Raw genomic sequence first — 20045 nt, 5'->3', positions numbered from 1 at the left:
TTAGCTTTTACTACAGGGGAGAGAGGATGTTAATAATGAAGGGCAAACAAAGATGGATGATGACATTTTCTGTATTAATGGGATTATTCCTATTTGCAGGAATGGCGAGTGCGCACGTTACCGTGCAGCCGCCAGATGTAGCGGCTAACTCTTACCAAGTATTTACTGTACGTGTGCCAAGTGAATCGAAGGGTGTCTCTACAACGAAGGTACAGGTGAAGATAGCTGAAGGTGCTGCGGTGAGTCGCGTAGAGCCGAAGGTAGGTTGGGCTCATGAGCTGGAAAAGAATGCAGATGGAGCAATCATCGGTGTGACTTGGACAGCAGAAGGTACAGGTCTTAGTGAGACAGAGTTTACGGAATTCCGGATGAGCGGCAAGGTAAGCGAAGACGCTAAAGAACTCGTGTGGAAAGCTTATCAAACATACAGCGACAGCTCTGTCGTGGAATGGACTGGCGCAGCCGGCTCTGATAAGCCTGCAGCCGTTCAAGTAGTAACAGCAGCGGCTGGCGGCGATGGTCATGGAGCAGCAACAACAGATACGAAGGATGAAGCAGGCTCGATCCTGCCAACTATCCTGTCGGCTGTAGCAGTTGTGCTCGCTGCCGCAGCATTGGTGGTTGCGGTTAGACGCAAGAGATAGATACTGGTTAAGCATAAGCAACCAGAATTGAATAGGCATTAAATAGAAGCTCGTAAGCCTTTAGGCTTGCGGGCTTCTTTCTGGATAATAAGGACAGACTGGAGATGGCGGCGTTCTATATTTGAGGTTAGGCAAATACACCAGTCGAAAGAAAGCAAGCGATATGCTATAATGATTGATATTAAAGAGGAATAACAGAGGTGACTAATTGTGTTAGACCGTTTACAAGCACTTGCCGACCGTTATGACAAGTTGAGCGAACTGTTGTGCGATCCGGATATTGCAAGCGATCCGAAGCGCCTGCGGGAGTACTCCAAGGAGCAATCGGATTTACAAGAGGCTTATGAAGCCTATACGGAATATAAGCAAGTGTCAGAGCAGCTCGATGACGCGAAGGTTATGCAGGGTGAGAAGCTCGACGAGGAAATGCGTGAGATGGTGAAGATGGAGATTGATGAATTGTCTTCACGCAAGGAAGAGCTGGAAGAGCACATTAAGATCGTATTGCTGCCTAAAGACCCGAATGACGATAAGAACGTAATTGTCGAGATTCGTGGAGCTGCTGGCGGTGACGAGGCGGCTTTGTTCGCATCGGATCTATATCGGATGTACACGAAGTTCGCTGATGCACAAGGCTGGCGTGTAGAGCTTATGGACCTTAGCGAGAATGATCTGGGCGGCTTCAAGGAGGTCATCTTCATGATCACTGGCAAAGGCGCATACAGCAAGCTGAAGTTCGAGAGCGGTGCTCACCGAGTGCAGCGTATACCTGTGACTGAGTCGGGAGGACGTATCCATACTTCCACTTCAACCGTATCGGTTATGCCTGAGGTTGAAGAGGTCGAGATCGAGATTCTAGACAAAGACATCCGGGTTGATACTTTCTGTTCAAGCGGCGCAGGCGGCCAGTCCGTTAATACGACCAAGTCGGCTGTACGCGTATTGCATGTTCCTACTGGCATTATGGCGACTTGCCAAGATGGCAAATCACAGAATGACAATAAGGCGAAGGCACTTCAGGTTCTGCGGGCACGTATCTATGATATTCGCCGCCAAGAAGAGGAAGCGAAGTATGCTGGCGAGCGGAAGAGCAAGGTTGGTACTGGCGATCGAAGCGAGCGGATTCGTACGTATAACTTCCCTCAAAGCCGTGTAACTGATCACCGTATCGGCTTGACTCTGCATAAGCTGGATCAAGTGATGAACGGTGATATGTCGGAGATTGTATCTTCACTGACGATTGCGGAACAAGCGGATCTGCTTGATAAAGAGCTGAACTAACTTGTAAGCAAGCACGAGAGAAGGGACGCTGGGAAGATGAGCGAACATACAGACGGGCGGCAATTGTTCTTGCTGCCATTCACTATTAGAGAAGCCTGCGTGCAGGCTTCTTCGTTTTTGACGGAAGAGGGAGTCGATGAGGCTCGCTCCAATGCTGAGCTGCTTTTGATGCATGTGCTGGAGGTTGATCGTGCTGCCTTGCTCCGGGACTGGAGCGAGCCATTTCCAGTTGAGCGCTATGAGGACTGGGAGCGCGTCATTCGCCGCAAAGCGGCGGGCGAGCCTGTGCAATATATTATTGGCGAGCAATGGTTCTATGGGCGTCCATTCACAGTGACGCCGGCGGTGTTGATTCCACGGCCTGAGACGGAGCTGCTTGTCGAGGCAGTGCTTGCGGCGGCCGATGAGCTATGGCCGCCTTCAGGAGCGGAGGTGCCGACGGTGGTGGATGTCGGCACTGGCAGCGGCGCCATCGGCGTGACGCTGGCTGCGCAGCGTCCGCTGTGGCGCGTGAGCGCGTCCGATCTATCGCCGGACGCGCTGGCTGTCGCCCGCACGAACGCGAAGCGACATGAGGCGGAGAACCGCCTCTCATTCGTGCAGGGCGACCTGCTGGCACCGTTTGCGCAGCAGCGCGTCGACGTGCTCGTCTCTAATCCTCCGTATATACCGGAGGATGATCTGGCGGGCTTGCAGCGCGAGGTGCGCGATTATGAGCCGCGGCTCGCGCTGGACGGCGGAGTGGATGGGCTTGACCCATATCGCCGTATGGTCCAGCAGCTTCCTGCGCTGCTGAACATCCCTCGTATTGTCGCTTTCGAGCTAGGCATGGGTCAGGCGAGAGAGATTGCGGAATTGCTGCGCTCTCTTGGTGAATGGGAGGATATTCGGATTATTACGGACTATGGCGGCATTGAACGCCATGTCATAGCGATAAGCCATTCCTTATAATCCTGTTCCCTAAGCTAATTTGGAGATGTTCCCTTCTGATTCATAAGAAGTAATGGGTGAATAATAACCTTCTGCCACTTTCACAGTGGCTTTGAAGGTTATTTTTGCGTATTGCTCGCTTGTAGTTGAAGTCTAGTTGATAGAGTAACTGCGGAACGGCATCTTAAAATGACGGCGAGCTAATCTCCTAGATGGGCTAATCTTGTAATTGGAAATGAAATAGATTTGATTTGATAGGTTTATAGAATGGGAATGGCGGACATACTAACGGATAGATACGTTCCGGAACGCAAGCTGAAGCACCGACGGGTGCAACGAGAGGAGCTTGTGTAATATGTCCCGCTATCATTCCCGTTTTTCTATTCGCAGGTCGTATGGTCTTCTATTTTGTGCTCTTATTATTCTTGTTATGAGCTGGGAGCTTCAGCAGAATGATGCTGCTGTGGCAAGTGGATCTATTCCCGCAGAATCTATCCGTCTTCGTATATTGGCGAATTCTGATGCGCCTGCTGATCAAGCGGTGAAACGCGTCGTTCGTGATGCTATCGTAGAAGCAATGAATAGTTGGGTGACTGGTCCTCAAACAATCGAAGAAGCGCGGCAGACGCTGCTTGACCATATGGATGAGATTGAGACAATCGTAGGAGATACCTTGAAAAATAGAGGCTTTGACTACGCGTATAAAGCGGAGCTGGGCATGGTTCCTTTCCCGACAAAAATGTACGGCAAAGAAGTATATCCCGCAGGCGATTATGAAGCGTTGCTGGTTACGCTTGGTGAAGGAAACGGGCAAAACTGGTGGTGTGTCTTGTTCCCGCCGCTCTGTTTCATTGATGCAGCTACCGGAGAAGCGACAGCGTCTGCCGAGACAAAAGTACAAACAGCTTCCTTAGAAGTGAAAGAGACTGCTGCAGAAGGCGGCAAAGCTAAGACGGAAGCTGGTACGAAGGATGCTAAAGTGCAGCAAGCAAATGATTCCGATAGCGCTGCACAAGCGAAAGCGGAAGAAGGGCAGGCTCCTGAGGCGAAGTTTTTCCTGTGGGAATTGCTTCAAACTATTATCCAATGGTTGAAGGGCCTATTCTCATAGATCAGGGCTTGCAATTGGTTAATCTGCTCTGCAAGCGGAGCGGCATATGATATAATAGCGGCATCTATTAATTCATGATAGCAAGGATTGGATAATTGAAAATGACAACGACGAAGGTGTGGCCCGTCATCGAGGACGACGGAGAAGTCGAAGGTCGGCTGGAGGAAGCGGCAGAGCTGCTGCGTTCAGGGGGCTTGGTCGCATTTCCGACCGAGACGGTGTATGGTCTGGGGGCAGATGCCAGGAATACGGCTGCTGTGGAACGGATTTTCTTAGCAAAAGGACGGCCGTCGGATAATCCGCTTATTGTACATATTGCAGATATCCGTCAGCTTGATGAACTAGTCCTGCCTTATTCGAATTTGGCGAAGCAACTGATGGATAGGCTATGGCCAGGTCCGCTTACGATTGTGCTGCCGATCAGGAGTGGCATTTTATCACCGCTGGTTACAGCGGGATTGACAACCGTAGGCATTCGCATGCCTGATCATGAAGCAGCACTTAAGCTGATTCGGCATGCAGGCTGTCCAGTCGCTGCTCCGAGCGCCAATCGGTCAGGCAGGCCTAGCCCCACGTTGGCTGAGCATGTTCTAGAAGACCTGGCGGGCAAGATTGACGGCATTGTAGATGGCGGCCCAACAGGTGTAGGGCTTGAATCTACCGTGGTGGAGCTGCAAGGCGAGCATACGATCCGAATCTTGCGGCCAGGCGGCGTGACCATAGAGCAGCTTAACAAAGCTGTGCCAGCTGCGTATATTGATGCGCCAGAGGCAGAGACAGCAATGGTTGAGGCGCCTCGTTCTCCGGGAATGAAGTATACGCATTATGCGCCTCAGGGCGAGATGCAGATTGTTCGTGGAGAACGGGCTGCAGTAATCGCCTATATTCAAGAGCAGATTGGACAGGCAAAGCGAAGCGGTGAGATGACCGGTGTACTTGCCTTTGACGAGAGAGTCCAAGCCTACGATGCAGATAAGGTATTATCACTAGGCAGCGAAGAGCATCCTGAAGAAGCTGCCAAGCGTCTGTATGCTGCTCTCAGGCAGTTCGATACAGATGGCGTGAATCGAATCTGGGCGGAAGCTTGTCTGGAAGAGGGAATCGGAAAGGCTTTGATGAACCGATTAACCAAAGCTGCGGGCAACCGCATTTTTTACGTATAGTTTGAACAAGCAGTAGTATCTTTGCCTCCTTGTCCGCATATGTTTGGTTAAAGAACGGATGTGGACATGGAGGCGGTAGATTGTGATGGAGAGTACTTTGCATACCGGACAGTTTGTGACGCTGCTTATAATGGCCGTTGCGCTTGGGATGGATGCTTTTTCACTTGGTATCGGAATTGGCCTGAAGGGGATACGCCTTCGAGATATTTTACGGCTAAGCACAATTATTGCCTTATTTCATATTATCATGCCGCTAGGGGGCATGTTCATGGGGCAGTTCGTCAGCGGCTTGCTCGGTGATGTGGCGACGACGGCTGCGGGTATATTATTAGTATTACTGGGCGGGCACATGATCTACAGCTCCCTGAAGGGAGAAGGGGTGCAGTCCTTTAACCCCCGAAGCAACTGGGGTGCGGTGCTATTCGCATTAGGTGTAAGTGTCGATTCCTTCTCCGTGGGGGTGACGCTTGGCATGTTCGCTGCCGACCTGCTGCTGACGGTACTATTGTTCGGTTTTTTCGGTGGTCTATTATCTATAATGGGTTTATTGCTAGGGCGCCGGGTAAGCCGTAATTTGGGTGGATACGGTGAAGCGCTTGGCGGAGCGGTTTTATTTGTTTTTGGGCTTTTATTTATTTTTTGATGAGAGGAGCTTGCAGCATGACACGCATCTTGTTCGTATGTACCGGGAATACATGCCGCTCACCTATGGCAGAAGCGCTGCTAAGGGAGATGGCTCAGCAGAGAGGTTTGCGCATTGAAGTGCGCTCGGCTGGCGTATCTACGATTGATGGATTGTCGATCTCTGAGCATGCGGCAGAAACCCTGCGCGTTCGTTCTATAGCGCATGATGGCCGTTCATCTCGAGCATTAAGTGAAGAAGCAGTGAATTGGGCAGATCTGATTCTGACAATGACCTCAGGCCATAAACGGGGTTTATTGCAATGGTTCCCCGAAGTGGTGGACAAAACCCATACGCTCAAGGAATACGTGAATCAAGATACTGCGGTATTATCAGATATTCAAGAGCTGGAAAGATTATATACAGAAATGCATATGAAGCAGGCATTGGGCCAGCATCTTACGACAGAGGAACGGACACAATTGCTGCATCTGGAACGGCGTATCCCAAGCTTTGATATCGTTGATCCGTTTGGCGGCACGCCAGCAATGTATGAGAGCTGTGCCAAAGAGATTGAAGAGGGCTTGCGCAAGCTGCTAGTTAAGCTGGAGAATAAATAATTTCCTTAGGAATAACGAGCGTATAACGATTGATTTTCCTGTAAGGATCGGCTATGATAAGGGAACAAAGACGGTTTCCGATGTGACTGGCGACGGAAGTGGGTAACCACGGTGGAGCATCGGAACATACGGCCGGTCGCCTGGGCAAAGAGCAGCATGCTAATTAGCATGTCTTGCTCTTTTTTCGTCTTTTAGGACGGAATTAGGTATAATAACAGTCATAACTACAAACTTACGAAGTACGCTTGCGTACTCCTTGAAGGAGGGTCACCATTGAAAATTGCAATTGGTGCTGATCATGGCGGTTACCGTTTGAAGGATGAAATTGTTCCATTTATCTTGTCTTTAGGTCACGAAATTGAGGATTTGGGCTGTGATTGCTCGCAGTCGGTAGACTACCCGGATTATGCGCTCCCTGTAGCGGATCGCGTAGCGAGTGGCCGTGCAGACCGCGGGATATTAATTTGTGGTACAGGCATTGGCATGTCGATTGCCGCTAATAAGGTACCAGGGATTCGTTGTGCTCTTGTGCATGATCTTTTCTCGGCACAAGCGACTCGCGATCATAATGATTCGAACGTCTTGGCAATGGGGGAACGAGTAATCGGACCTGGAGTAGCTCAAGAGATTGTCCGCATATGGCTGGAGACGCCCTTCTCTAACGGTGAACGCCATGCAGGAAGAATTAAAAAAGTGACTCAAATCGAACAGCAATATACTGTACATCCATAGAGCTATCGTAAAGGAGATCGCCTGACATGAGTCAATTAGAGGCTATTCCGCATATTGCAAGTGACGTGGAACAAATTGTTCGGGAATTGGTCACAGCTGGAGGAATTGTCGCAGGTCAGCTTGTTGTCATTGGAACCAGTACGAGTGAGGTGCTTGGGCAACGAATAGGCACATCGGGTACGGTTGAGGCTGCTTCTCAAATCTATGCTGGAGTTGAGGCGGTTCGGCAAGACATTGGTTTCTATCCTGTCTATCAATGCTGTGAGCATCTGAATAGAGCGTTAGTTCTGCCGCGAGAGGCTGCTGAGCGGTATGGGCTGGAGGAAGTAGCTGCCGTGCCTGTTCCTAAGGCTGGCGGCTCGATGGCTGCCTATGCTTACCGCCAGTTCTCCAGTCCCTGTCTAGTAGAGGCGGTACAAGGACATGCGGGTATAGATATAGGGGATACCTTCATTGGCATGCATCTTCGCCGCGTAGCTGTCCCTGTCCGTCCTTCTATCCGCAGTATTGGCTCTGCTCATGTAACGATGGCTGTCACAAGACCGAAGCTGATTGGCGGTGCCAGAGCTGTCTATGAGCTTGTGGAAAGCGGCCTGGCGTCAGAGCAGACGTCAGGAACTTGCGATTAATGAATGATCAGATTTCATAGGTTGAACGATTCCTAACAGTATTATCTAATTATTTATTATTTGAGGAGGCTATTCATAATGGAAAATCTACGTAAGCAAGACCCGGAAGTATTAAAGGCAATGGGACTGGAACTACAGCGCCAACGCGATAATATCGAGCTGATTGCATCAGAGAATATTGTAAGTGAAGCGGTTCTTGAAGCGATGGGCTCTGCTTTGACGAATAAATATGCAGAAGGCTATCCAGGCAAGCGTTTCTACGGCGGCTGCGAGCATGTTGACATTGTCGAGAATATTGCCCGCGATCGTGCAAAAGAAATTTTTGGCTCCGAGCATGCAAACGTACAGCCGCACTCCGGCGCTCAAGCTAACATGGCGGTATACTTGGCTGTCCTCAAGCCTGGCGACACCGTTCTTGGCATGAACTTGGCACATGGCGGACATTTGACGCACGGTAGCCCGGTTAACGCATCCGGCCTGCTTTATAACTTCGTTGCTTACGGCGTGAATGAAGACACGTTCACAATCGATTATGAAGAAGTCCGCAAAGCGGCTTTCAAACACCGTCCTCGCTTGATCGTGGCAGGTGCAAGTGCTTACCCGCGCACAATTGATTTCGAGAAATTGGGCAAAATCGCTCAGGATGTTGGCGCATTGTTCATGGTGGACATGGCTCACATTGCTGGTCTGGTTGCTGCTGGTCTGCATCCGAACCCAGTACCGCATGCTCATTTTGTCACAACAACGACACATAAAACGCTTCGTGGACCACGCGGCGGTATGATTCTATGCCGCAAAGAATGGGCTGCGGCTATTGATAAAGCGGTATTCCCGGGCTCGCAAGGCGGTCCTTTGATGCATATTATCGCAGCGAAAGCAGTCGCTTTCGGCGAAGTTCTTCAGCCTTCTTGGAAAGAATATGCACAAAATGTTGTGAACAACGCGAAGGTTCTGGCAGATACGCTTATTGCAGAAGGCATCAATATCGTTTCTGGCGGTACGGACAATCACCTTATGCTGGTTGATACGCGCAGCTTGAACATTACAGGTAAAGAAGCAGAGCATGTTCTTGACGAAGTAGGCATTACAGCTAACAAGAACGCGATTCCGTTCGACCCAACCAGCCCATTCGTTACGAGCGGTATTCGCCTCGGAACGCCTGCAGCTACTTCCCGCGGCATGGATGAGAATGCTATGCGGATTATCGGTGAAGTGATTGCTCTTGTTCTCAAAAACCCTAAAGACGAGGCTGTATTGTCTGAAGCTCGCGGCAAAGTGCGCGATCTGACTGCGCAATACCCGCTTTACCCTGAATTGAAGTACTAAGTTTATTTCTGGAAGAACCTCCAATCTCTCGTTTATACGAGGCTTGGAGGTTTTTTTATTGTATTGGTGTTTCAACTAATTATTACCAGGGGAATAAAGCTTAATTGTTGAAGCATGCTATAAGCAGTGAGTTGTTTGAATTATCTGGTCAATTGACAAAGAAGCGAATCGCATTGTATATTGATTGACGTTAAATATATATTAAATTATGATTAAAGTAGTGATAATTATATCTATAAGCATATGTAAATAATTTGGTAAAAGTGGAAAATTGAATACGCAATCAGTATATAAGCTTTTATTTCGAATTGTATATTTATGTATAGGTATATTATTACATTTATGCAAAACAACTAGGGGAGGATTTTTATGTTGAAGAAATCTAGCTTTACGCTTATCTCTGTACTGCTGGTGCTGGCGATTCTCGCAGTCGGCTGTACGCCTAAGAATGAAACAGGCGAAGGCGAAGCAGGATCAGCTAAGCAAGAATTTAGAATGAACCTGGCTGAGCAGCCGCCGACTTTGGACCCTGCACAAGTACAGGACCAAGTATCCGCTACAGTATTGAGTGGCTTGTATGAAGGCTTGCTGCGCAAAGATGAGAAGGGTAATGACCTTCCAGCTACAGCGAAAGAATGGAAAATCTCTGATGACGGTTTGACATATACATTCACACTTGATGAAAATGCAAAGTGGAGCAATGGCGATCCGGTTACAGCTAACGATTTCGAATTCTCTTGGAAACGTGTGCTTGACCCGAACCTGAAGCCGGAAGCAGCAGCGTATGCTTACCAGCTGTACTACATTAAGAATGCAGAGCAATACAACACAGGCGCAGCAGGCGTTACTGCTGACGATGTAGGAGTTAAAGCATTGGATGAGCATACGCTCGAAGTGAAGCTGAATTCTCCAACGCCTTATTTCCTTAGCCTGATGTCTTTCCAAACTTATTTCCCGGTTCATCAAACGGTGAAAGAGAATGAAGCTTGGGCAACAGATGTATCGACAATGATTACTAACGGTCCTTTCAAAATGAGCGAGTGGCAGCAAAACTCCACAATGACGCTTACGCCTAATGAAAACTACCGTGCAAAAGACGAAGTGAAATTTACGAAAGTACACTTCACTATGGTTAATGATTCCGGTACAGAGCTTAACATGTACCAAACGGGTCAACTTGACTTTGCAGGTATGCCTACAGGCTTGATCCCAATCGATCAATACGCGACATTGAAAGAAAGCAATCCGGAGGAATTCCAAGTTAAAGGTACAGCGAGCATTTACTACTACATGTTCAATACGAAAGAGGCGCCTTTCAACAACGAGAAAATTCGTCAGGCCCTTTCGATGGCAGTAGATCGTAAGAACATTACAGAAAAAGTCGCACTGGGCGGCGAAACACCTGCATATGGTCTAGTACCACCGGGCATTAAAGGTGAGAAAGAAGACTTCCGCAGCGAATTTAAAGATGATTACTTCAAAGAAGATTATGAAGCAGCGAAGAAACTGCTTGCTGAAGGCTTGAAAGAGCTTGGACTAAGCGAAATGCCAACAATCAAGCTGGCATACAACACGAATGAGAAGCACCAAAAAATTGCTGAAGCAATTGCAGCAATGTGGAAAGCTAATCTGGGCGTGAACACAAGCATTGAGAACCAAGAGTGGGGCGTATTCATCGATAACCGTAACCGTCTGAACTTTGAAGCAGCACGCGGCGGTAACGGTGCCGATTACAATGACCCTATGACATTCATTGATCTGTACACTTCGTACAGCGGTAACAACAACACAGGCTTTAATTCACCTGAATATGACGCTCTCGTTAAAAAGGCATATGCTACTGCTGATCAAAAAGAGCGTATGAAAGCAATGGCTGATGCAGAGAAGATTCTTATTGATTCCCGTGCAGTTATGCCGCTGTTCTACTACAGCAGTGTGAACATGCTGAAGCCAGGCTACCAAGGCATCTTTATTGATTACAAAGGCGACATTGATTATACTCGCGGCTACAAAGAAGCGAAATAATTAGCTCTTCCATGGTTAGCGGGATATATGCGGCATTGACTGCGTATATCCCCTTTCTTTATTCCAAAATCAGAATCTTGACTTCATAAAGGAGGTGCCATAACGAGTGGTTCGTTACGTTCTAAAAAAGCTGTTGTTTATGTTGATATCGATCATCGTACTGGCTTCGGCTACTTTTTTTCTGATGAAAGCGATACCGGGGAATCCATTCCAGAGTGAGAAAAATATTCCTGCAGCCATTCAGGAAAAGCTGAATGAACAATACGGACTGAATGAGCCATTATGGAAGCAATACTTCCAGTACATGGAGAATCTGGCTCAATTCGATCTTGGCGTTTCCATGAAACAGAAGTATGTCACAGTAACGAGTATTATTCAGAATGGCTTTGCATACTCGTTGCAGCTGGGTGTCTTCGCGATTATTGTCGCCATTGGAGCGGGGCTCTTGTTAGGCCTTATAGCTGCGCTTAACCATCGTAAATTTTTGGATAGCTTTACGATTCTTATCGCGGTATTAGGGGTTTCTATACCGAACTTCGTAGTTGCTTCAGGCTTGCAATACGTATTCGGGGTTAAGCTGCGCTGGCTTAGTGTAGCTGGACTGAATAATCCGAGTGATTTCATCCTGCCAGTTCTTGCGCTGTCCTTCTTGCCTGCCGCATTTATTGCGAGGCTCACGCGCTCCAGCATGCTGGAGGTACTGACAGCCGATTTCATTAAGACGGCTAGAGCAAAAGGATTGTCGGGTCGCGTTATCATTGTGCGGCATGCGCTGCGTAATGCGATTCTTCCTGTCGTTACTTATGTAGGTCCTATGACGGCTAACATTATTACAGGCTCCGTTATTATTGAACAAATATTTGGTATCGGCGGTTTAGGTAAGTTTTTCGTCAACAGTATTACGAATCGTGACTACACGCTCATTATGGGGCTGACGCTGTTCTATGCGATCATACTGATGCTTGCTCGTTTCCTTACGGATATAGCCTATGGGCTCGTTGATCCACGAATTAAGCTAAGCAACAGGAAGGGGGGCTGACCGTGCAAGACAAATCATTGCAGCCTAGCGATTTTGCGAAGCTCAGCAAAGAAGAGAAACGTAGTGAAACCGTTGTTCGCGAAAGCATATCGGCATGGAAAGATGCTTGGCTGCGTCTGCGTTCGAATAAAATGTCCATGATCAGCCTTGCCATTCTTGTTGTGATTATATTGATGGCCATTTTTGGTCAATGGATTTCCCCGCATGACTTTGATACGAATAATCTCGATGCCACCAATCAGAAGCCTTCAGGCGACCATTGGTTCGGTACCGATTCTCTCGGCCGGGACATGTTCGCAAGAACATGGATGGGTGCGGGTATATCGCTTCAAGTAGGGATTTATGCAGCTCTTGTCGATTTGGTGATCGGTGTTATCATCGGCGGCATTATGGGCTACTTCGGCGGTAAAGTAGATGAAGTTCTTAACCGCTTTTGCGAAATTTTATATTCGATTCCTAACATGCTGATTGTTATTCTATTGATTGTAGTCTTAGAGCCAAGTATGTTCACGATAATTCTTGCTCTAAGTATTACAGGGTGGATTAACATGGCTTGGATCGTTCGGGGACAAATTATGCAGCTCAAGAATCAGGAATATGTACTTGCTGCACGTTCCCTTGGCGCAAACCCTGCTCGCATCATGTTCAAGCATTTGGTTCCGAATGCAATGGGTGCGATCATCGTTACGATTACAATGACTGTACCAAGCGCAATCTTTGCAGAGGCTTTCCTAAGCTTCTTGGGTCTCGGGGTACAATCTCCAGCTGCTTCCTTAGGTACGCTTATCAATGACGCATTGAAATCCATGACGATCTATCCATGGCGCATGCTGTTCCCGGCAATTTTGATCAGCTTAACAATGCTTTGCTTTAATATTTTCGGTGATGGCTTGCGTGACGCACTTGATCCGAAGATGAAAAAGTAGGAGGTGCAAGAGATGGAACGTTTACTTGAAGTGAATGATCTTCGTGTTAACTTCAAAGTTCGCGGCGGTACCGTTCAGGCGGTTCGCGGTGTTAACTTTCATATAAACAAAGGCGAGGCTGTTGGTATCGTTGGGGAGTCCGGCTGTGGCAAAAGTGTTACCGCCCAGTCTTTGATGCGCCTCATCCCTTCGCCACCGGCAATCACAAGCGGTTCAATTATGTTCAAAGGCGAAGAGATTCTAAAGAAAACGAATAAGCAAATGGAAGATATCCGCGGCAAAGAGATGGGGATGATCTTCCAAGATCCGATGACCTCGCTCAATCCAACGCTGACGATCGGTCGCCAAATTACCGAAGGCTTGGTTAAGCATCAGGGAATGAATGCTACTGAAGCTCGCAACCGGGCTATTGAGATGCTTAATCTCGTAGGCATACCGAACGCTCCAGCACGGGTTAACCAATACCCGCATGAGTTCTCAGGCGGTATGAGGCAGCGTGCAATGATTGCGATCGCACTTGCATGCAATCCTTCCTTGCTTATTGCTGATGAGCCGACAACGGCGCTTGACGTAACGATACAAGCACAAATTTTGCGCGTGATGAAGGATCTTCAAGTCCGTCTAGGCACTTCGATTATTCTGATCACCCATGATTTGGGTGTTGTAGCAGATGTATGCGACCGCGTAGTGGTTATGTATGCAGGGAAAGTCGTCGAGACAGGCACGAAGTGGGAAATATTCAAAAATCCGCAGCATCCTTATACAAAAGGGCTTCTGCGCTCTGTTCCTCGCCTCGATCAGAAGAAGGATGAGCCGTTAGTGCCGATCTATGGCATGCCGCCGGATCTGATCAAGCCACCGGTTGGCTGCAGCTTTTGTGCCCGCTGTGATGAAGCAATGAAGGTGTGTATTGATAACGATCCAGAGTTGCTCGCAGTAGATGGCAATGAATCTCATGCAGCGGCATGCTGGATGGCACATCCTTATGCAAAACGGGAGGTGCCGGTATGAGTGAGCCATTAGTACGAGTCAATAATCTCAAGAAGTATTTCAATCTCGGCGGAGGCAATATCCTCAAAGCCGTCAACGATATCGACTTCTCGATTCAAAAGGGTGAGACCCTTGGCGTGGTAGGTGAATCTGGCTGTGGCAAATCAACAGCTGGGCGTACCATTCTAAGGCTATACGAGCCGACTAGCGGCGGCGTGACCTTTGAGGGCCAAGACATTTATTCGATGAAGGGTGCGAAGCTTAAGTCTCTGCGTCGTGATATGCAGATGATTTTCCAAGATCCTTATGCATCGCTTAATCCACGGATGACGGTAACGGACATCATTGGAGAAGCGCTCGATATTCATAACCTGGCAGGCAGTCGTAAAGAACGCAAGCATAAGGTAGAAGGCCTGCTGGATCTGGTTGGACTTAACCCTGACCATGCAACGCGCTATCCTCATGAGTTCTCTGGCGGACAGCGGCAACGGATTGGGATTGCACGCTCGCTTGCTGTTGATCCCAAATTCATTATTGCCGATGAGCCGATTTCTGCACTTGATGTATCTATTCAAGCGCAGGTCGTGAACCTGTTGCAGGAGCTGCAGCGCAAGATGGGCTTGACGTATTTGTTCATCGCGCATGATCTGTCCATGGTCAAGCATATCAGTGACCGAGTGGCAGTCATGTATTTGGGCAAAATCGTAGAGCTTGCAGAGAGCAGCGAGCTATATGCTCGTCCTGCTCATCCTTATACGCGAGCTCTTCTATCTGCTATTCCGATTCCTGATCCTGAGGTTGAAGAAAGCCGTGAGAGGATTGTATTAGCGGGTGATCTACCAAGCCCGATTAATCCGCCTAGCGGATGTCAGTTCCATACCCGTTGTCCAATAGCAACAAGCAAATGCAAGGAAGTCGAGCCGGCGCTTCTTGAAGTGAGGAAGGGGCATTACGCTTCTTGTCATTACGCCGATGTGTAGTAGTTAGTCTAATGCCTCGCATACTTCTGCTGAAGGAAGTGCGCGAGGCTTTTTTTCATGTGCGGCAATAAAGATTTGCTAAGACTGTTGCGTATGGTGATGTATGAAGCGAATAGCATTAGGGGAAAACATCAGATGCAACGTCTAGTTTACAATGCTATAATAAACGGGATTGTGTCAAAAATCTAAAGAATACGTTTTACGGGAGGAACAAGCTCCATGAGCAAACTGGTCATCTGCGACCATCCGTTAATCCAGCATAAGCTGACTTTTATTCGGAACAAAGACACGAATACAAAAGATTTTCGGGAATTGGTTGATGAAGTTGCCACATTGATGGCTTATGAAATTACGAGAGATATTCCGCTAGATACGATAACGGTGCAAACGCCTGTTGCCGAGACGGAAGCGAAGATTGTGTCTGGGCGCATGCTTGGGCTTGTGCCTATTCTGCGCGCGGGGCTTGGCATGGTCGAAGGCATATTGAAGCTCATCCCTTCTGCTAAGGTTGGACATATTGGTTTGTTCCGGGATCACGAGACACTGCAACCGACGGAATATTATATTAATCTGCCGACAGATGCTCAGAAGCGTCTGCTTATTGTCCTTGATCCGATGCTCGCTACAGGAGGCTCTGCGATCGCAGCTATATCTGCACTCAAGAAGCGTGATTGCGAGCATATTAAGCTGATGTGTCTTATTGCGGCGCCGGAAGGCGTGAGGGCTGTGCAGGAAGCGCATCCTGATATTGAAATTTACTTAGCGGCGATGGACGAGCGTTTGAATGAGAAGGGCTACATTATTCCAGGTCTCGGCGATGCTGGCGACCGCATGTTCGGTACCGAGTAGTCATTTGGAAACAACTGATAATAGGAGTGAAGCGTTTTGTCTAAACTGAAGGTAATGACCATCTTCGGCACGCGGCCGGAGGCGGTTAAGATGGCTCCGCTTGTACTAGAGCTGAATAAGCATGCCGATGAGATTGAATCAATCGTTTGCGTAACCGCACAACATCGGCAAATGCTCGATCAAGTGCTGGAATTTTTCGAGATTCAACCGAACTATGATTTGAATGTGATGAAAGACCGTCAGACATTGACGGAAACGACAGTGCGTGTACTGGAAGGGCTTGATCCGATTCTAACAGAGGCCAAGCCTGATATTGTCCTCGTGCATGGAGATACTCAGACAACCTTTCTCGCAAGCTATGCGTCCTTCTTGAAGCAGATTCAGGTTGGTCATGTTGAAGCTGGCCTGCGTACGTGGAACAAGCTGTCGCCATATCCGGAGGAAATGAACCGTCAGCTGGCAGGTGTGCTCTCTGATGTGCATTTTGCTCCGACGGAATGGTCGGCAGGCAATCTTCGCAAAGAGAATAAATCAGAGTCTACGATCTATGTAACGGGCAATACGGCAACTGACGTATTCCAATATACTGTTGATCCATCTTTCTCCCATCCAGTGATCGAGTGGGCGAAAGGTAAAAAGATGATTCTGATGACCGCTCATAGACGGGAAGCGCTTGGTGAGCCCCATCGCAATATTTTCCGCGCGGTGAAACGGATTGCCGACGAACATGAAGATGTAGCTATTGTGTATGCGGTTCATCCGAATCCTGCAGTTAGAGAACCAGCGAATGAGATTCTAGGCAATCATCCTCGTATTCAGCTTATAGATCCGTTAGATGTATTCGAGTTCCATAATTTCTACCCTCATGCCTATATGATTATGACTGATTCCGGCGGCTTGCAAGAAGAAGCACCGTCCTTTGGCGTGCCGACTTTGGTCCTTCGTGATACAACAGAACGCCCGGAAGGCATTGAAGCAGGCACATTGGAACTTGTTGGAACGGATGAAGAGCTTGTCTACAGCCGTGCGAAGGCGCTTCTGACGGATGCAAGCCTATATGAACGAATGAGCCAAGCGGCGAATCCTTATGGAGACGGACAGGCTTCGGTACGGATTGTACAAGCCATATTACATCATTTTGGGAAAAAATCAGACCGTCCAGATTCGTTCACACAACGTTCATAGTTTACACTGAATAGAGCCATAAAAGGGTCAATGTACAGCATACAGTGGTACTGTATGGTTTTGATCGAAGCGAAGGCTTGATATATCAAGGCTTTTAGGCGTTTTGTCACTAAAAGTTTGCAGTTATATCAATTGACAAACCTTGCGCCGCTTCGATAAAATAAATGAGGATTGACAGGGGTATGAACCTATGAGCAAAAAGGACAGAAGGGACAATCCGCTGTTGGCCGCCGGTCTCGTCGGCGCACTCGGCGTGCAAGTCGCTGTATGTATCTTTTTAGGCTATTGGATCGGATCCACCCTAGATGGTCGTTTAGGCGATGGAAGGGGATGGACGATCGGAGGCATACTGGTCGGTCTGGCTGTCGGTCTACTCTCAGCCATTCTGCTCGTTAAGAAGGTTATGGAGGACGCCGATGGATAGAATGATGAATACAGCAGTGCGGACGGTTCTTCTTATGACTGCGGGTTGTCTGGCGGTTTGGGCTGTAATGCCGGAATGGCGTACTGTAACACTAGGTCTTTTGCTAGGATTGGCAGCAGGATCCATGAATGCGTTTTTATTAAAGCGCCGAGTGGAGATGGTTGCTCAAGGAGCAGCAGGGATTGGTGCTCGCAGGATGGGCTTAGGGCTTGGAAGCCGGATCGCGACTGTGCTGCTAGTCGCAATGCTTGCCTATCGTTTTCCGGAAAAGTTCAACATGCCGGCCGCGTTAATCGGTTGTATGGTAGTACCGTTTATACTATTGGCAGCAGCTTTTTTTCACAACAAACGACAATCATAGCGGAAAGGGGTGAGAATTTTACATGCATAAATTTCCGGTACTGCAACTCGGACCGTTCGATCTCGACTTGGCAACGATCATTGCGCTCGTAGTATCCTGTATTATTACGTTCACAATTGCAAGATTGGCGGTTCGGAATTTGTCGGTGGACAACCCGTCCAAGCTTCAGAACTTTATGGAATGGGTTGTTGATTTCGTTCACAATCTTATTGGTAGTGCGATGCCAGTTAACCGTATTAAGCCTTTCCTATCGCTAGGATTAACGCTTCTTATGTTTATTTTGATTTCTAACTTGCTCGGATTGCCGTTTGGTATCGTGACAGAACCGCATCACCCTATCGAGAGTTTGGGTATTACGAAGGATATGTTTGAAGGTGGAGCCCACGTTGCACTCGCTTGGTGGAAGTCGCCAACTGCTGACCTTTCTGTAACTGCGGGTCTCGCGCTTATCGTGTTCGTAATCGTCCATTTCCTAGGTCTGAAATTGAACAAAAAGCATTACATTAAGCATTATTTCCATCCGTTCCCGATCTTCTTCCCGATTAACATAATCGAGACGATCTCTAAGCCGGTAACGCTTGCGCTTCGGTTGTTCGCGAACATCTATGCGGGCGAAGTGCTCATCAGTACCATACTAATGCTTAGCTGGATCGGAACTCCGTTCCTGATCGCTTGGCAAGGCTTTAGTATCTTTGTCGGGGCTATTCAAGCGTTCCTGTTCACGATGCTTACGATGGTGTATATCTCGCAAGCAGCGATTCATGACGAAGAAGAAGCTCATTAATTACACGTTTTACGCCCGAAGCGATTCCATGCTCGGGTTGGTTATACAACAAAAAAGATAACTTTTGAGGAGGATTTTTAAAATGGAAGTATTGGCAGCAGCATTGGCAGTAGGTTTGGCAGCAGTTGGCGCAGGCGTAGGTAACGGTATGATCGTAAGTAAGACAGTTGAAGGTATCGCTCGTCAACCTGAGCTTTCCGGTAAGCTTCAAACTACAATGTTTATCGGTGTTGGTATCGTCGAAGTAGTACCTATCATCGGCGTAGTTATCGGTTTCTTGGCGTTCTTCAGCGCTTAATTGAACATTCGCAACTGGCGGGGAAGGCCTAGCCCTCTTCGCCTTCGTTATGATTTAGACAATTCTGTGGTAAGAAAGGAGTGGCTTCAATGGATTGGCAGTGGGAATCGACGGTAATCGCAATGGTTGCATTCGGAATTTTGTACTGGCTATTGAGCAAATATGCGTTCGGACCGTTGTTCGGCATTATGGAACAGCGCAGACAAATGGTGCTTGAGCAAATGAATACGGCTGAATCCAGCCGCAAGCAAGCTGAGGCCCAAATGGCGGAGCAGAAAGCTGCGCTTGAGCAAGCGCGTAAAGAAGCTTACGACATTATTGAGCAAGCGAGAACGACTAGCACGAAGCAAGCGGATGACATCGTTCAGTCTGCGAAAAACGAAGCTACCCGTTTGAAAGATGATGCAGTTAAAGATATCGAAAGCGAGAAAAACAAAGCAATTGCAGCTCTTCGTAATGAAGTTGGCGGCATCTCTGTTAAGATCGCTTCAAAAATTATTGAGAAACAAATCGATGAAAAGTCCCAGGAGCAGTTGGTTGGCCAATACCTGAAAGAGGTTGGCAGTAAATGAGCCGGGACACAGTAGTAGCGAAGCGCTACGCTAAGGCATTGTTCGAGCTTGCTCAGCAGAACAACCTCGTATCTGAGGTTGAGGGACAGTTGAAGCAAATCGTTCAGACCTTGGAGCAGGATCAAGAGATCGTCAAGTTTCTGACGTATCCAAGTATCGCAGCTAGCAAAAAAATCGAAGTTCTGAAATCGGCATTCGGTGATCGGGTATCTGCTCTAGTATTAAATACCCTTGAATTGATTATCGTACGCGGCCGTCAGGATATTATCGGAGAGGTGTACGAAGCCTTCCTGAAATATGCTGGCGAAGCGTTGGGACAAGCTCATGCAACTGTCTATTCGGCTGTTCAACTATCCGAATCGGAGCTTGCAGATGTGGCTGCTCAATTTGGCCAAATCACGGGCAAGAAAATTTTAGCTCAGCAAATTTTAGAGCCTGCGTTGCTCGGAGGCGTACAAGTACGCATCGGCGACCGTCTTTATGACGGCAGCTTGTCCGGCAAGCTGGATCGTTTACAAAAATCGTTTAAAATCTAAAGCACTGTAGATAGGGGT

General features: G+C 48.1%; 23 protein-coding genes and 1 riboswitch. All 23 genes read left to right on the top strand.

Annotated elements, in window-relative coordinates; all coding sequences use genetic code 11:
- The first annotated feature begins 35 nt into the window (after positions 1-35).
- Positions 36-644, top strand: coding sequence for a YcnI family copper-binding membrane protein (locus AC50YO_RS18520; protein WP_494849524.1), 609 nt, complete (start codon positions 36-38; stop codon positions 642-644).
- Between the two features lie 210 nt (positions 645-854).
- Positions 855-1925: a peptide chain release factor 1 gene (gene prfA, locus AC50YO_RS18515; RefSeq protein ID WP_494849522.1), complete on the top strand. Its 1071-nt coding sequence runs from the start codon at positions 855-857 to the stop codon at positions 1923-1925.
- A 36-nt stretch (positions 1926-1961) separates the two neighbouring features.
- Entirely contained in the window at positions 1962-2876 is a 915-nt protein-coding gene (gene prmC, locus AC50YO_RS18510; protein WP_494849520.1) for a peptide chain release factor N(5)-glutamine methyltransferase, read from the top strand.
- 334 nt (positions 2877-3210) lie between these two features.
- Positions 3211-3966 (top strand): stage II sporulation protein R, encoded by a 756-nt coding sequence (gene spoIIR / locus AC50YO_RS18505; protein ID WP_494849519.1) that lies wholly within the window; start codon positions 3211-3213, stop codon positions 3964-3966.
- 101 nt (positions 3967-4067) lie between these two features.
- The gene (locus tag AC50YO_RS18500) at positions 4068-5129 is read left to right on the top strand and encodes an L-threonylcarbamoyladenylate synthase (protein WP_494849586.1); all 1062 of its coding nucleotides are present in this window, start codon (positions 4068-4070) and stop codon (positions 5127-5129) included.
- 85 nt (positions 5130-5214) lie between these two features.
- Positions 5215-5772, top strand: a complete 558-nt coding sequence (locus AC50YO_RS18495) for a manganese efflux pump MntP (protein WP_494849584.1) — start codon at positions 5215-5217, stop codon at positions 5770-5772.
- Positions 5773-5789: 17 nt separating this feature from the next.
- The gene (locus AC50YO_RS18490; protein ID WP_494849517.1) at positions 5790-6371 is read left to right on the top strand and encodes a low molecular weight protein arginine phosphatase; all 582 of its coding nucleotides are present in this window, start codon (positions 5790-5792) and stop codon (positions 6369-6371) included.
- A 72-nt stretch (positions 6372-6443) separates the two neighbouring features.
- Positions 6444-6524: riboswitch (ZMP/ZTP riboswitch) on the top strand.
- 120 nt (positions 6525-6644) lie between these two features.
- Positions 6645-7103, top strand: coding sequence for a ribose 5-phosphate isomerase B (gene rpiB, locus AC50YO_RS18485; RefSeq protein ID WP_494849515.1), 459 nt, complete (start codon positions 6645-6647; stop codon positions 7101-7103).
- Positions 7104-7129: 26 nt separating this feature from the next.
- Positions 7130-7732: a TIGR01440 family protein gene (locus AC50YO_RS18480; RefSeq protein WP_494849513.1), complete on the top strand. Its 603-nt coding sequence runs from the start codon at positions 7130-7132 to the stop codon at positions 7730-7732.
- A gap of 78 nt (positions 7733-7810) precedes the next feature.
- Positions 7811-9058 (top strand): serine hydroxymethyltransferase, encoded by a 1248-nt coding sequence (gene glyA, locus AC50YO_RS18475; protein WP_494849511.1) that lies wholly within the window; start codon positions 7811-7813, stop codon positions 9056-9058.
- Between the two features lie 369 nt (positions 9059-9427).
- Entirely contained in the window at positions 9428-11083 is a 1656-nt protein-coding gene (locus AC50YO_RS18470; RefSeq protein WP_494849508.1) for a peptide ABC transporter substrate-binding protein, read from the top strand.
- A gap of 106 nt (positions 11084-11189) precedes the next feature.
- A complete protein-coding gene (locus AC50YO_RS18465; protein ID WP_494849504.1) occupies positions 11190-12122 on the top strand; it encodes an ABC transporter permease in 933 nt (310 codons plus the stop codon).
- 2 nt (positions 12123-12124) lie between these two features.
- Positions 12125-13048, top strand: coding sequence for an ABC transporter permease (locus tag AC50YO_RS18460; RefSeq protein ID WP_494849500.1), 924 nt, complete (start codon positions 12125-12127; stop codon positions 13046-13048).
- Between the two features lie 12 nt (positions 13049-13060).
- A complete protein-coding gene (locus AC50YO_RS18455) occupies positions 13061-14059 on the top strand; it encodes an ABC transporter ATP-binding protein (protein WP_494849498.1) in 999 nt (332 codons plus the stop codon).
- Positions 14056-15018, top strand: coding sequence for an ABC transporter ATP-binding protein (locus tag AC50YO_RS18450; protein ID WP_494849496.1), 963 nt, complete (start codon positions 14056-14058; stop codon positions 15016-15018). Before AC50YO_RS18455 ends, AC50YO_RS18450 begins: the two co-directional genes overlap by 4 nt.
- 219 nt (positions 15019-15237) lie before the next feature.
- The gene (gene upp, locus AC50YO_RS18445) at positions 15238-15867 is read left to right on the top strand and encodes a uracil phosphoribosyltransferase (protein WP_494849494.1); all 630 of its coding nucleotides are present in this window, start codon (positions 15238-15240) and stop codon (positions 15865-15867) included.
- A gap of 36 nt (positions 15868-15903) precedes the next feature.
- Complete coding sequence (gene wecB / locus AC50YO_RS18440) at positions 15904-17052, top strand: non-hydrolyzing UDP-N-acetylglucosamine 2-epimerase (protein WP_494849492.1); 1149 nt, start codon at positions 15904-15906, stop codon at positions 17050-17052.
- A 190-nt stretch (positions 17053-17242) separates the two neighbouring features.
- The gene (locus AC50YO_RS18435; protein WP_494849490.1) at positions 17243-17476 is read left to right on the top strand and encodes an AtpZ/AtpI family protein; all 234 of its coding nucleotides are present in this window, start codon (positions 17243-17245) and stop codon (positions 17474-17476) included.
- Complete coding sequence (locus AC50YO_RS18430; RefSeq protein WP_494849488.1) at positions 17469-17837, top strand: ATP synthase subunit I; 369 nt, start codon at positions 17469-17471, stop codon at positions 17835-17837. The genes AC50YO_RS18435 and AC50YO_RS18430 overlap by 8 nt, the downstream gene beginning before the upstream one ends.
- A 22-nt stretch (positions 17838-17859) precedes the next feature.
- Positions 17860-18621, top strand: a complete 762-nt coding sequence (gene atpB, locus AC50YO_RS18425; RefSeq protein ID WP_494849483.1) for a F0F1 ATP synthase subunit A — start codon at positions 17860-17862, stop codon at positions 18619-18621.
- Between the two features lie 82 nt (positions 18622-18703).
- A complete protein-coding gene (gene atpE, locus AC50YO_RS18420; protein WP_494849477.1) occupies positions 18704-18919 on the top strand; it encodes a F0F1 ATP synthase subunit C in 216 nt (71 codons plus the stop codon).
- A gap of 89 nt (positions 18920-19008) precedes the next feature.
- Complete coding sequence (gene atpF, locus AC50YO_RS18415; protein WP_494849475.1) at positions 19009-19491, top strand: F0F1 ATP synthase subunit B; 483 nt, start codon at positions 19009-19011, stop codon at positions 19489-19491.
- Complete coding sequence (locus AC50YO_RS18410) at positions 19488-20027, top strand: F0F1 ATP synthase subunit delta (protein WP_494849473.1); 540 nt, start codon at positions 19488-19490, stop codon at positions 20025-20027. The genes atpF and AC50YO_RS18410 overlap by 4 nt, the downstream gene beginning before the upstream one ends.
- The last annotated feature ends 18 nt before the right edge of the window (positions 20028-20045 follow it).

It is taken from the genome of Paenibacillus sp. J22P59 (genome assembly GCF_059383895.1).
The sequence above is the reverse complement of the archived record's forward strand: the minus strand, read 5'-3'. Positions and strand labels throughout refer to the sequence as shown.

What these genes read in the sequence shown, in the direction of transcription:
- atpE (WP_494849477.1), top strand. Translation starts at nt 18,704, where the DNA reads ATGGAAGTATTGGCAGCAGCATTGGCAGTAGGTTTGGCAGCAGTTGGC.
- AC50YO_RS18480 (WP_494849513.1), top strand. Translation starts at nt 7,130, where the DNA reads ATGAGTCAATTAGAGGCTATTCCGCATATTGCAAGTGACGTGGAACAA.
- spoIIR (WP_494849519.1), top strand. Translation starts at nt 3,211, where the DNA reads ATGTCCCGCTATCATTCCCGTTTTTCTATTCGCAGGTCGTATGGTCTT.
- AC50YO_RS18495 (WP_494849584.1), top strand. Translation starts at nt 5,215, where the DNA reads ATGGAGAGTACTTTGCATACCGGACAGTTTGTGACGCTGCTTATAATG.
- upp (WP_494849494.1), top strand. Translation starts at nt 15,238, where the DNA reads ATGAGCAAACTGGTCATCTGCGACCATCCGTTAATCCAGCATAAGCTG.
- AC50YO_RS18435 (WP_494849490.1), top strand. Translation starts at nt 17,243, where the DNA reads ATGAGCAAAAAGGACAGAAGGGACAATCCGCTGTTGGCCGCCGGTCTC.
- AC50YO_RS18430 (WP_494849488.1), top strand. Translation starts at nt 17,469, where the DNA reads ATGGATAGAATGATGAATACAGCAGTGCGGACGGTTCTTCTTATGACT.
- glyA (WP_494849511.1), top strand. Translation starts at nt 7,811, where the DNA reads ATGGAAAATCTACGTAAGCAAGACCCGGAAGTATTAAAGGCAATGGGA.
- AC50YO_RS18520 (WP_494849524.1), top strand. Translation starts at nt 36, where the DNA reads ATGAAGGGCAAACAAAGATGGATGATGACATTTTCTGTATTAATGGGA.
- AC50YO_RS18450 (WP_494849496.1), top strand. Translation starts at nt 14,056, where the DNA reads ATGAGTGAGCCATTAGTACGAGTCAATAATCTCAAGAAGTATTTCAAT.
- AC50YO_RS18410 (WP_494849473.1), top strand. Translation starts at nt 19,488, where the DNA reads ATGAGCCGGGACACAGTAGTAGCGAAGCGCTACGCTAAGGCATTGTTC.
- atpB (WP_494849483.1), top strand. Translation starts at nt 17,860, where the DNA reads ATGCATAAATTTCCGGTACTGCAACTCGGACCGTTCGATCTCGACTTG.
- AC50YO_RS18500 (WP_494849586.1), top strand. Translation starts at nt 4,068, where the DNA reads ATGACAACGACGAAGGTGTGGCCCGTCATCGAGGACGACGGAGAAGTC.
- AC50YO_RS18490 (WP_494849517.1), top strand. Translation starts at nt 5,790, where the DNA reads ATGACACGCATCTTGTTCGTATGTACCGGGAATACATGCCGCTCACCT.
- atpF (WP_494849475.1), top strand. Translation starts at nt 19,009, where the DNA reads ATGGATTGGCAGTGGGAATCGACGGTAATCGCAATGGTTGCATTCGGA.
- AC50YO_RS18455 (WP_494849498.1), top strand. Translation starts at nt 13,061, where the DNA reads ATGGAACGTTTACTTGAAGTGAATGATCTTCGTGTTAACTTCAAAGTT.
- AC50YO_RS18470 (WP_494849508.1), top strand. Translation starts at nt 9,428, where the DNA reads ATGTTGAAGAAATCTAGCTTTACGCTTATCTCTGTACTGCTGGTGCTG.
- prmC (WP_494849520.1), top strand. Translation starts at nt 1,962, where the DNA reads ATGAGCGAACATACAGACGGGCGGCAATTGTTCTTGCTGCCATTCACT.